Annotated in this window: 11 protein-coding genes; 2 read left to right on the plus strand and 9 right to left on the minus strand. The window is 42.0% G+C overall.

Annotation, left to right across the window (positions count from 1 at the left end; all coding sequences use genetic code 11):
• Window positions 1–7: 7 nt before the first annotated feature.
• Complete coding sequence (purL, locus tag KDJ85_RS07055; protein ID WP_225819042.1) at window positions 8–3895, minus strand: phosphoribosylformylglycinamidine synthase; 3888 nt, start codon at window positions 3893–3895, stop codon at window positions 8–10.
• A 329-nt stretch (window positions 3896–4224) separates the two neighbouring features.
• Between purL and mltF the strand changes: the two genes are divergently transcribed.
• Window positions 4225–5835, plus strand: coding sequence for a membrane-bound lytic murein transglycosylase MltF (gene mltF, locus KDJ85_RS07060; RefSeq protein WP_377210612.1), 1611 nt, complete (start codon window positions 4225–4227; stop codon window positions 5833–5835).
• Between the two features lie 29 nt (window positions 5836–5864).
• Here mltF and tadA read toward each other — a convergent pair whose 3' ends face one another.
• Window positions 5865–6356 carry a tRNA adenosine(34) deaminase TadA gene (gene tadA, locus KDJ85_RS07065; protein ID WP_225819044.1) on the minus strand — a complete coding sequence of 164 codons (492 nt, stop codon included), beginning with the start codon at window positions 6354–6356 and terminating at the stop codon, window positions 5865–5867.
• Between the two features lie 97 nt (window positions 6357–6453).
• Window positions 6454–7098, minus strand: a complete 645-nt coding sequence (gene leuE / locus KDJ85_RS07070) for a leucine efflux protein LeuE (RefSeq protein ID WP_225819045.1) — start codon at window positions 7096–7098, stop codon at window positions 6454–6456.
• A 533-nt stretch (window positions 7099–7631) separates the two neighbouring features.
• On the opposite strand from leuE, the gene KDJ85_RS07075 reads away from it, so the two are divergent.
• On the plus strand, window positions 7632–7892 hold the full coding sequence (locus tag KDJ85_RS07075) for a YfhL family 4Fe-4S dicluster ferredoxin (protein WP_225819046.1): 261 nt from the start codon (window positions 7632–7634) through the stop codon (window positions 7890–7892).
• Window positions 7893–7975: 83 nt separating this feature from the next.
• Here KDJ85_RS07075 and acpS read toward each other — a convergent pair whose 3' ends face one another.
• The 6 genes from acpS to lepB all read right to left on the minus strand — a co-directional run bounded on the left by acpS (window position 7976) and on the right by lepB (window position 13002).
• Window positions 7976–8365, minus strand: a complete 390-nt coding sequence (gene acpS / locus KDJ85_RS07080; protein ID WP_225819047.1) for a holo-ACP synthase — start codon at window positions 8363–8365, stop codon at window positions 7976–7978.
• Entirely contained in the window at window positions 8365–9096 is a 732-nt protein-coding gene (pdxJ, locus tag KDJ85_RS07085; RefSeq protein WP_225819048.1) for a pyridoxine 5'-phosphate synthase, read from the minus strand. The genes acpS and pdxJ overlap by 1 nt, the downstream gene beginning before the upstream one ends.
• A 310-nt stretch (window positions 9097–9406) precedes the next feature.
• Window positions 9407–10135: a DNA repair protein RecO gene (recO, locus tag KDJ85_RS07090; protein WP_225819049.1), complete on the minus strand. Its 729-nt coding sequence runs from the start codon at window positions 10133–10135 to the stop codon at window positions 9407–9409.
• Between the two features lie 11 nt (window positions 10136–10146).
• Window positions 10147–11055 carry a GTPase Era gene (era, locus tag KDJ85_RS07095; protein ID WP_225819050.1) on the minus strand — a complete coding sequence of 303 codons (909 nt, stop codon included), beginning with the start codon at window positions 11053–11055 and terminating at the stop codon, window positions 10147–10149.
• Window positions 11052–11732, minus strand: a complete 681-nt coding sequence (rnc, locus tag KDJ85_RS07100; protein WP_206082511.1) for a ribonuclease III — start codon at window positions 11730–11732, stop codon at window positions 11052–11054. Before rnc ends, era begins: the two co-directional genes overlap by 4 nt.
• 304 nt (window positions 11733–12036) lie before the next feature.
• Complete coding sequence (lepB, locus tag KDJ85_RS07105; RefSeq protein WP_206082512.1) at window positions 12037–13002, minus strand: signal peptidase I; 966 nt, start codon at window positions 13000–13002, stop codon at window positions 12037–12039.

Raw genomic sequence — 13002 nt, forward strand, 5'->3', positions numbered from 1 at the left:
CTGATTATTAGCCTAATTGCTTACGTGCATTACGGAAAATACGCATCCATGGACTATCCTCGCCCCATGTTTCTGGGTGCCAAGAGTTGCTCACTGTACGGAAAACACGCTCTGGGTGCGGCATCATAATCGTTGCACGGCCATCTTTTGATGTCACTGACGTAATACCGTTAACTGAACCGTTCGGGTTCGCTGGGTATTGTTCCGTCACTTGACCATAGTTGTTCACAAAACGCATAGCCACCAAGCCATTATCTTCTAATTGCTGAAGATGTGCTGCAGCACGAGTTTCCACTTGTCCCTCACCATGAGAAACCGCGATCGCCATACGAGAACCCGCCATGTCCTGCAGTAACAATGATGGGCTATTGGCGATTTCTACTAGGCTAAAGCGAGCTTCAAAACGCTCTGAACGGTTACGAACGAAACGCGGCCAGAACTCTGCACCAGGGATCAGCTCATGTAGGTTGGACATCATTTGACAACCATTACATACACCCAAAGATAAGGTGTCTGGGCGATTAAAGAACGCGGCAAACTCGTCACGCACTTGGTTGTTGAACAAGATAGATTTCGCCCAACCTTCCCCTGCACCCAATACGTCACCATAAGAGAAACCACCACACGCCACCAGCGTTTGGAATTGCTCAAGAGATACGTTACCCGCCAGTAAATCGCTCATATGCACATCAACTGCATCAAAACCTGCACGGTCAAAGGCTGCTGCCATCTCAACGTGGGAGTTAACCCCTTGCTCACGCAGCACGGCAACTTTCGGGCGCACACCCGATAAGATAAACGGTGCCGCGATATCGTCTTCGATATCGTAAGTTAGTTTGGCATTTAAGCCGGGGTCTTGGTTATCTTGCTTCAGCGCATGCTCTTCATCTGCACACACTTCGTTATCGCGCAGGCGCTGCATCTGCCATGTGGTTTCTGCCCACCATTGACGCAGTAAACTGCGTGACTCGCGGTAAACTACGGTATCACGGCTATTGATGATCACGATATCGTCATGAATTGCAGAGCCTAAATAATGCACACAATTCGCTAAACCCGCCTCTGCAAAGCACGCTTCAACGTAATCTTTATCAGCGCCATTGATTTGAATGACTGCACCTAATTCTTCGTTGAACAATGCAGCTAAGGTGTCTTCATCAAATGAGCTGATATCGACATTAATTCCACAATGACCTGCAAATGCCATCTCCGCTAAGGTAACGAATAAACCACCGTCTGAGCGGTCGTGGTAAGCCAGCAATTTTTGCTCTGATAACAGTTTTTGAATGGTATTGAAGAAACCGAGTAAATGCTCAGGGTTATGGACATCTGGCGCTTTATTACCGAGTTGACGATAAACCTGTGCAAGCGCTGAACCGCCTAACGCGTTTTGGCCTTCGCCCAAGTCAATTAATAACAATGCGTTATCTTCTACCGTTTTTAATTCAGGCGTTACGGTTAAACGAACATCTTCAACGCGACCAAACGCTGTTATCACCAATGACAATGGTGATGTCATTTCACGATCTTCACCATTTTGCTGCCAGCGGGTTTTCATCGACATGGAGTCTTTGCCCACTGGGATAGTTAAGCCCAGTGCAGGACAAAGTTCTTCACCGACAGCTTTTACTGCTTCATATAGCCCAGCATCTTCCCCTGGGTGACCTGCTGCTGCCATCCAGTTTGCAGATAATTTCACACGTTTAAGGTCTTGCACATAAGAACAAGCAAGGTTAGTGAGTGCTTCCCCTACCGCCATACGCGCAGAAGCAGCGAAATCCACTAATGCCACTGGCGTTCTTTCACCAATTGACATGGACTCACCGTAGTAACTGTCTAAGCTCGCCGTTGTGACCGCGCAATCAGCCACTGGGATTTGCCAAGGCCCCACCATTTGATCACGAGCAACCATTCCCGTTACCGTACGGTCACCTATCGTAATCAAGAAGGTTTTTTCTGCAACCGCAGGTAAGTGTAAAACACGTTTGACGGCTTCATTTAAATTAATCGCGGTTCTATCTAATGCATCAGGCACTGCTTTGAGCGTTTTTACATCACGCAGCATTTTTGGCGTTTTGCCCAGTAAAACATCCAGTGGCATATCAATCGGTTGATTATCAAAATGCGCATCATTTAAGGTTAAATGGCGTTCTTCTGTCGCTTCACCAATCACCGCAAATGGCGCACGTTCACGCTCACAAATCGCTGTAAACTCAGCCAGCTTCTCAGGTGCCACTGCCATCACATAGCGTTCTTGAGATTCGTTACACCACACCTCTAATGGGCTCATACCTGGTTCGTCGTTCAAAATCTTACGTAATTCAAAACGGCCACCACGACCGCCATCACTGACGAGTTCTGGCATGGCATTGGATAATCCCCCCGCGCCTACATCGTGAATAAATAAAATTGGGTTATCATCACCAAGCTGCCAACATCTGTCGATCACTTCTTGGCAACGTCGCTCCATTTCGGCGTTATCCCGCTGAACTGACGCAAAATCTAAGTCGGCATCTGATTGACCTGATGCCATCGATGACGCCGCACCACCGCCTAAACCGATATTCATTGATGGGCCACCTAGCACGATCAGTTTCGCGCCGACGGTGATCTCACCTTTTTGCACGTGATCCGCGCGAATATTACCAATACCACCCGCTAACATAATTGGCTTGTGGTAGCCACGCAATTCTTCACCATTGTGGCTGTTTACTTTCTCTTCATATGTGCGAAAGTAGCCTAATAATGCAGGGCGACCAAATTCGTTATTGAACGCAGCCCCTCCAAGCGGGCCTTCCATCATGATATCCAGTGCGTTCACAATGCGTTCTGGCTTACCAAAATCCTCTTCCCAAGGCTGTTCAAACCCAGGGATACGTAAATTAGACACTGAAAAGCCCACTAAGCCCGCTTTGGGCTTTGCCCCGCGACCTGTCGCGCCTTCATCACGAATTTCCCCACCAGAACCTGTTGCTGCACCGGGCCATGGTGAAATAGCCGTTGGGTGGTTATGGGTTTCCACTTTCATTAAAATGTGGGTGTCTTCTTGGTGATAACGATACGTGCGGCCTTCTGGTTCTGGGAAGAAACGCCCAACGACAGAGCCTTCCATTACCGCAGCATTGTCTTTATAAGCAGATAGCACGTGATCAGGCGTTTTTTCGAACGTATTTTTGATCATCTTAAACAGCGATTTAGGCTGTTCTTGGCCATCAATGACCCAATCCGCATTAAAAATCTTATGGCGGCAATGTTCTGAGTTCGCTTGCGCAAACATATATAACTCAACGTCTGTTGGGTTGCGTTTTAACCCAGTGAAAGCCGCTTGCAGATAATCAATCTCGTCATCCGCCAATGCTAAACCCATTTCTATATTTGCTGTTGCCAGTGCTTGGCGTCCACCTTTGATAATATCGATGGTTTTCATTGGCGCAGGCTGTTGGTGTGCAAACAAAGCACCTGCTTGTTCAAAAGAAGAAAAAATTGTTTCCATCATACGGTCATGTAACAGTGCAATCACTTCATGCCACTGTGCTTGCGTTAATGCATTTCCCTGAACGTAGTAGGCAATACCGCGTTCAATGCGTTTAACTTGGGTAAGACCACAGTTGTGAGCAATATCCGTTGCTTTAGATGACCAAGGAGAAATTGTACCTGGGCGTGGAGTAACTAAAATCAATTTACCGAATGGGTCGTGCTCAGTTAGGGAAGGACCATATTTTAACAAACTGCTCAGTTTGCCTTGCTCACTATCACTTAACGGCGCTGATAAATCAGCAAAGTGCATATATTCAGCATAGATATCTGTTACAGGCAATTGTTTTTCTGCAAACAACGCCAAAAGGCGGGTAATACGAAATGCTGATAGAGCAGGTGAACCACGCAAAATTTCCATAGTCTTAATTTCTCTCTTTTAAACGCCGGCCCTGAACATGAATGCAGGGAAATTGGAACCCATTATAGAGCAATGTTCATCAATACGAAACCGTTTGCGTGATTAAAAATAAAGCGATTAGTTAAATATTATTATGTGCTAAATACGATAATATAGGTTGCACCGATCATAATTGTTGAGCAAAATACCCAACCACTGGAATTATAACCATTACTTAACCATACTCTTTTTAGACACCACACAACACCAGTGACTGCACGAGAAATTATTATTTGAATAACATAAAAGTTAACTACTTAATCATCGTGGTTATCGCGCTACTGGCTTCAATGGTCATCGGCTTTAATATCCGCTGGCCCAATACGCAAGATTCACAAATTAATAAAATACTGTCACAAGGTGAATTACGTATTAGTGCCGTCAGCTCGCCACTTATCTATATAGATGAGCAAAAACAGCTTCGTGGTTTTGACTACGAGCTTGCTCAAGGCTTTGCTTCGTACCTAGGAGTCAAACTTAAAATTACTATCCGCCCGACATTCGAGCAAATTTTTGTCGACCTCGAAAATGGTGATGCTGATATCGCCGTTGCTGGGCTACTCTATAATAAAGACCGATTAACTAAGACCAAAACTGGCCCAAGCTATCTAACTGTGACTCAGCAATTGGTCTATCGTAAAGGTTCAACACGCCCTAAATCGTTTAATGACATCAACGGTAAGCTGCTTGTCACTTCTGGCACTGCCCATGCAAGCACCTTAAAAGAGCTTGCCAAAGAATACCCAAACTTAAAATGGGAAGAGACCTCTAAATACAATACAAATCAGATCCTTGAAATGCTTGCTGATGGTGAAATCGACTATACCCTAGAGGACTCTATCGCCGTTGCATTACAACAGCGCATTCACCCACAGATAGCCGTCGCCTTTGATTTACTCGATGATCATGCTGTTACTTGGTATATGCGCCGTGGTGAAGAAAATAGTTTAGATGCTGCCCTACTTGATTTTTTCAACCAAGGCAATGAAACGGAGCTTTTGGCTCGCTTGAATGAGAAATATTTTAGCCATGTGGAATCGTTCGATTATTTCGACACAATGGCATTTATTAAAGCAATCGATAATAAACTACCTGAATATCAGCCATTATTTGAAAAATATGCTGAAGTGATTGATTGGAAACTCCTCGCCGCAATTGCGTGGCAAGAGTCTCATTGGAACCCCCTTGCGACTTCACCAACAGGTGTACGCGGTTTAATGATGTTAACTAAACCTACAGCTGCGACGATGGGTATCTCAGACAGGTTAGATGCAGAAGAAAGCATTAAAGGTGGCGCAGCCTATATTGCTTATATAATGGAAAGGTTGCCAGAAACTATTGCGGAAGATGACCGTATTTGGTTTGCACTTTCTGCCTATAATATGGGTTATGGGCATATGTTAGATGTACGAAAATTAACTCAGATGCTTGGTGGTGACCCAGATAGATGGCTCGATGTTAAAGCGCGGCTTCCACTGTTAACCCAGAAGAAATATTACTCACAGCTTACTTATGGTTATGCACGTGGGCATGAAGCTTATCGTTATGTGGAAAATATCCGCCGATACCATCAAAGCTTAGTGGGATACCTTCAAACACAAGAGCGTAAACAGCATGCTTTGGATATTGCCCAACAGTCTTTAACCTATTTAATTTTGCCTGAAAACTTAAAAACGAAAGAGACTAAAGCTATTGAAAACCAATCACCCATCCCTGAAAATGGTCATCTTCCCTATTTAGGGGGATTGAACTCATCAAAGTTGTCTCAAGATAGCAATGAAAACGCGAAAACATCACTCGGCCAATACCTCATTTCATTGCATCCTGAACCCAAAGAAGCTGAATCTGAACAAAGTCCTGCGTTCATTTCCCCTCTTAAAACACCTAATTCAACACCTTAATCGGCTTTTTTGCATCAATTCACAAAGCGTTAATTCTGTTGGCGCTTTTGTTCTTTTTTCTGTGTTCTACGCATTTTAAAAAAAGCACTCAGCATTGAGGAGCATTCTTCTGCTAAAACTCCCCCTGTGACTTCCACATAATGGTTTAGCCCTGCTTGTTCCATGATGTTGATATAAGAACCACAGGCGCCTGTTTTAAAATCTTTCGCACCATAAACAACGCGCCTAATACGGCTATGGATCATCGCACCTGCACACATTATGCAAGGTTCTAAAGTAACGTATAACGTGGTATCAAGCAGACGATAATTACTCAGTGTTTGCCCTGCTTGTTGCAAAGCCATAATTTCAGCATGGGCGGTCGGGTTATGGTCGAGAATCGAACGATTCCAACCAGAGGCGATTAACTGATTATCTTTAACTAATAATGCACCTACTGGGATTTCACCCACATCTTGTGCTTTTAAAGCAAGTTCAAGGGCTTGCTTCATCCAATATTCATCAATTTCTATTTGTGTCACTCTTACCTCTGGGCACTTAACTTGAAAGCTAATTATTACCAAATGTCAGAGTGACTGCAATTTTAAATCTTAATCTTGAGATTCTTCAGCCAACAAACTAATTACTCAATGCCAGCTTTGCTGCAAAGCCCATAAAGAAGGCCCCAACGGTACAATTACCCAATTTTGCGAGAATTTTTTTCTCACGTAAAAATTTAGCAATCAAATAGCCACTAAAAATCAGTATGCTTAAATATAAAAAACTGACTAACTCTAAGATTGTCGCCAAAACAAGGTATGGTACCCACGCATTCGCGTAGTTAAAATCAACAAATTGAATAAAAAACGAAATATAAAATAAAATCGCTTTTGGATTCGTAAGACTTAACGCTAAAGCGCGAACAAAATGGTTTTCTGACCTGACTGTCACTGCAACCTCTTCGCCCTCAACCTGTGGCTTGCGCTTTAAAGTACCGTATAAAATTTTACAACCGAGATATAAAAGGTAAGCCGCGCCAAGATAGCGAACAATCATAAAAAGGGTTGGAGATGCTTTAATCACAGATGCTACGCCGATAAAAGATAAAAAAACCAATATGGCATCACCTGTAAAAACGCCTAGTGCAGCTCGATAGCCATACCGAGCACCACTGGAAGTACTCGTTTTGAGTACATAAATCGAATTAGGCCCTGGTACAATAATAATGAAGACTAATCCAGCAAGATAAGTCCAGAAGTTAAGAACCCCGAGAGTTTCAAACATGTTTGCATTCCTTTATATTTTTTATTATTACTACCATATATTTCGTTATTTGTGAATACTACCATCAATTTGGTTTAACCTTTAAAAACAACAGGTTAGACCATCCCCAAAAGGATAAGACTTGAATTCCCTTAATCACAGAGTTTATAAAATGAAATTTCTCTCAAAATAGATAATTATACAAAAAATTTTTTAATCGTTTTATTAACCTCAGAAACAAGATTAGTGCAATGCTTTATAGCATCACTCTATCTGTAGTCTCTTGTTATCATGATATTAATCATGGATAAAAAAGAGTACTGGTGTAATTTATTCGACTCCACAGCTCAGGGCGTTTAAAATAGTTTTATGGCGACAGAATCTAGATACACTCACTGATACATGTATTATATGTAAAATGCAGTGCTTCTATATTACAACCTTTTGTTTTTCAATACGAAATATAGCTTAAGTAAAACCCAAACTGGAAGTAACGAATAGGTGCAAGATATAAGTTACTGATTTTTAACTTAATTGAATGCAAGTTATTATAAATGGCACTGTTAATTACCAAAAAATGTATCAATTGCGATATGTGTGAACCCGAATGCCCTAATGATGCAATTTTTATGGGCGCTGAAATTTATGAAATTGACTCAAGCTTATGCACAGAGTGCGTTGGCCACTATGACAAACCGACTTGCCAGTCCGTTTGCCCTATTACTAACACCATTATTACTGACCCTCAGCACATAGAAACTGAAGAACAGTTGTGGGACAAATTTGTCGCTATCCATCACGCAGATAAAATCTAACGTTAATCCCACTCACTATAACTTTATTTGTAAAGCCGCCAGATGCCTCTGGCAGCTTTACATTCAGCCTATCAGAAGAAAATTCAATCACTAATGCGTTCAATAATCACAGTAGCTGACGCATAATGCCGTTCATCCGTTATTGATACGTGGAAATGGGTTGCGCTTAAGCTTTCCGCCAACTTTAATGCTTCACCCTTTAAATTCAGCAATGGTTTACCCAACTCATCATTCGTCACTTCAAACTGATTAAATGCTAGACCATTACGGATGCCCGTTCCCAACGCTTTAGCTGCTGCTTCTTTCACTGCGAATCGTTTCGCCAAAAAACGAGCAGGCTTTGCTTGCTGCTGGTATTGCAAAAATTCTTTCTCAGTCAGAATTCGCTTGGCTAAGCTGTCGCCTGTACGTTCAATAACAGATTCAATACGCGTTATTTCAACGATATCTGTTCCTAGCCCAACAATTGCCATTATTTACGCGCTTCTAATAAGATTTTTTTCATATCAGCAACCGCTTGTGCGAGCCCGCTAAACAATGCTCGACCAATAATTGCATGACCAATGTTTAACTCATAAATTTCAGGTAATTGTGCGATACGTTGAACATTATGATAAGTCAAACCATGCCCTGCATTCACCTTGATAACTTTGCCTGCCGCGTAAGTGACGCCATCACGAATACGGCGGAACTCTAACTCTTGCTCTTGTTCCGTTTTTGCATCTGCATATGCACCAGTGTGAATCTCAATAAATGGTGCTCCGCATTCCTGAGCGGCATCAATTTGTGCATGGTCAGCATCAATAAATAGAGACACTAAAATACCTGCGTCAGTTAAGCGCTTCACTGCATCTGCCACTTTTTGCTTTTGACCTGCAACATCCAAACCACCTTCAGTGGTCACTTCTTCACGCTTTTCAGGAACAAGACAACAAAAGGCAGGTTTAATACGGCAAGCAATATCAACCATTTCATCCGTTACTGCCATTTCAAGGTTCATACGCGTTTGTATTGTTTTGTTGAGTAGCGCAACATCCCTATCCGTAATATGACGGCGGTCTTCACGTAAATGTACTGTGATACCGTCTGCACCTGCTTGTTCAGCAACAAATGCGGCCTGCACAGGGTCAGGGTATTGCGTCCCTCGTGCATTTCTGACTGTCGCAATGTGGTCAATATTAACGCCTAATAAAAGCTCTGCCATTTTATACTCCCTTCAATAAACGGTAACGGATACTTCAATGCCACTATCCTACTGTAATTTTCAAAGTTCGGGGAATAAATCTTGTATCATTCGAGGCAAATTCCAAAACAACAACGCGATTACATGTGAAGGGTAAAATTTTTGCGAAGCGCTTCGTAAACTTTAAGATGAAGCCCCAAACTTAGTGGTTTAACACCATAAAATGAGATACAACAAATACAGAGCTGAACACGATAAGTTAGAAAGAGATAAAAAGAGAAATAAAACAAAGCATAGCAGTTAATACATAAATAAAATCAATAATGAACTATTAACTTGATTTGTTCGCAGGGGTAGGTGAAACGACAAATTGCCTAAACAACTCTCTACTTTTTAATGGTTTGCCACCTAAATAAGGTTTTAACGCCATGCGAGTGAAACGTTTTGCGGCCTTTAGGGTGTCAGCATCAGGGAAATCACGGCTTGCAAGTGCTTTTAATTGTTTACCCGTAAAACTAAGTTGGTCAACAATCAAACTGCCTATAAAACCTTTTTCCTCACGGTAGCGATAAGTCATTGTGTCAGAAACAGGCTCCCCACTGCCTGCGCAATGTAAAAAATCCACGCCATAGCCAAGGTAGGATAATAGTGCTAATTCAAACTGGCGCAAGGCAAATTCAGGGGTACGCTCACTTGCGGCAAGGACTTGTAAACAAGAAAGATAATCAAAAAATAACGCGGAATAAGGCGTTCCAAACTCAAGCACTCGTGCGGTTAATTCATTAAGATAAAGACCGCTATAAAGGACAGTTCCACTCAGGGGAAGCGCCAACGAAACAGGGTCTGCATTAATTAAGGTTTTGATTTCACCTTTGCCACTCCAACGGATTAACAAAGGTGTGAAAGGCTGTAAACAGCCTCTTAAAGGGGAGCGATTTCGGCGAGCGCCTTTAGCCAGTAAGCGAATTTTCCCTTCACCTTCAGTAAAGAAGTCAAGTAACAAACTTGTTTCACTGTAAGGCCTTGAATGGAGCACAAATGCGCGTTGCCAACCACTCACTCCGCCACCTACTATTTTAGATCGTCAACATAACCCAGACTGCGTAATGCTCTTTCATCATCCGCCCAGCCTGATTTAACTTTGACCCAAAGCTCAAGGTGAACTTTGTTATCAAACATGCGTTCCATGTCGATACGCGCTTCCGTACCAATAGTTTTCAGTTTGCTACCTTTGTTACCAATGACCATTTTTTTCTGGCCTTCACGTTCCACAAGAATTAAACCATTAATATGGTAAATACCTGTTTCGGTGACTTTAAATTGTTCAATTTCAACGGTAACGGAATAAGGTAATTCATCACCCAGAAAGCGCATCAGCTTTTCACGGATCATTTCTGACGCCATAAAACGTTGAGAACGATCTGTAATATAATCTTCTGGGAAATGATGTGTTGCTTCAGGGATATGTTGCTTCACAATTTTAGCGATTGTATCCACGCCTGTGCCTTTTTCAGCACTGATTGGTACAACATCTAAAAAATTCATTTTTTGGCTGATCATGCCAATATGTGGCAATAAAACCGTCTTATCAATCACGTTATCAATCTTGTTGATTGCTAAAATGACAGGGCAACGTAAGCTTGATAGCTTGGTCAGAACCATTTCATCATCAGCGGTCCAGTTGGTACCTTCAACGACAAAAATGACCAGCTCAACATCACCAATAGAACTTGATGCTGCACGGTTCATTAAACGGTTAATCGCACGTTTTTCTTCAATATGTAACCCTGGGGTATCAACATAGATAATTTGATAATTATCTTCTGTGTGGATCCCCATAATACGATGGCGAGTCGTCTGTGGCTTTCTCGAGGTGATCGAGACTTTTTGCCCCAGTAATTGATTTAATAATGTCGATTTACCGACATTCGGCCGTCCAACTATGGCAACGAAACCACAGTGGGATTGTAATTCACTCATTCAAGCTCCAAAATTTTCAATGCTTGCTCTGCTGCGGCTTGCTCTGCTTTACGACGACTTGAACCAACACCATGGATGGGTTGTTCGATACCACTTACTTGGCAGTGGATCGTAAACTCCTGATCATGAGCCTCACCTTTTACTTGAACTACTAAATAGTTCGGTAATGGTAAATGACGCCCTTGCAGATATTCTTGTAACCGTGTTTTCGGGTCTTTTTGTTTATCACCCGGACTAATTTCAATTAATCGGCTTTGATACCAATCTAAAATAATTCTTTCAATCGTTTGGATATCGCTGTCTAAGAAAATACCACCTATCAGTGCTTCCACTGTATCTGCAAGAATTGACTCTCGACGAAATCCACCGCTTTTTAACTCACCTGGACCTAAGCGTAAGCACTCACCCAGTTCAAACTCACGGGCAATTTCTGCCAATGTGTTTCCACGAACAAGTGTTGCCCGCATCCGGCTCATATCTCCCTCATCCACTTTAGGAAAACGGTGATACAGGTCATTTGCAATCACAAAACTTAAGATTGAATCCCCTAAAAACTCTAGGCGTTCATTATGTTTACTGCTTGCACTTCTGTGAGTTAAAGCTTGAATCAACAAATCATGTTGTTTGAATTGATAACCAAGCTTACGTTGTAATCTTTCTACTAAAGAGGGGTTCATGTGCGCCCAACCATTTTTATTTGATAAAAAAAGCACACGCAACAGACCTGTAAAATAATGTATTTTACAAAACTGTTGCGTTTGCACTGACTCCTTACCTACCCACATTTTTTGTAGCTCAGTAGAACTAATGAGATAAATTTTATTAGTTACAATGAGTTACAAAAGAAAGGAGTTATAATTGGGGAGCCAATAATATTAATTAAATTATATTGTACACTGGGTAAAATAATAATGCTTCGGTTAATGCGGATTTTCAAATGAAAACCCGCACCTTCACTGTTGGCATATCCAATCAATGAAATTATAGTGGACCAATTCGACTAAAGCGAATGCCTGTTGGCCATTCGTTTTCTTGCTTATCGAGACTTAACCAAATAAACACGGCGCGGCCCACTAAGTTTTGCTCAGGAACAAAACCCCACATACGGCTGTCAGAGCTGTTGTCCCGATTATCACCCATCATAAAATATTGTTTTTCAGGAACAATCCACTCGTTTAATGGCATTCCTGGTTGTAAATATTTTGCTTCAGTGACGGCTTGGCGAATAATTAGAATTTGATGTTCAACTGTATCGAGTTTTTCGCTACGCTCATATTGACGCAGTGCATTACGTGGCAGCTCTTGATCTAGTGGAACTTCATAATTCCCTTTTTGACTATCAACAACAGAGGCTACATCAAAAAACATTGTCCATTCACTTGGGGCTAATGGCCCATAAGTAATCGGCAAATTTTCTGTGCATTTATTATCCGCACAATTTGGATAAATCGTCAGTTCCTTGGCATCTGGATTATAAACAATTTTATCACCTGGCAAACCGATTACACGTTTAACAAAATCGACATTTGTATCACGAGGGTATTTAAATACTGCAATATCTCCGCGTTTTGGTTTACCTGTTTCGATCAGTGTCGTTTGTGTAATAGGGTCTTTTAAGCCGTATGCAAATTTCTCAACCAACATGAAGTCACCAACTAATAACGTTGGCATCATTGACCCTGATGGAATTTGAAACGGCTCATAAATAAATGACCGTACAATCAGTACAATAGCTAACACAGGGAAAATTGATGTCCCTGTTTCTAGCCATGAAGGGCGGCGGACAGCATTCGCCACATCCGCTTCGCTCACTGCACCATTTGTTGCATCCTGTAACTGCTTCAGTTTTGCTTTACGCGCAGGCGCAAATTTAAACTTATCTAAACACCATATAATCCCAGTGATTAAGGTTGCCAGTGTTAGGATCAAGGCAAAGGTGTTAGCCAT

The organism is Providencia vermicola (genome assembly GCF_020381325.1).
Classification (GTDB): Bacteria; Pseudomonadota; Gammaproteobacteria; order Enterobacterales; family Enterobacteriaceae; genus Providencia; species Providencia vermicola.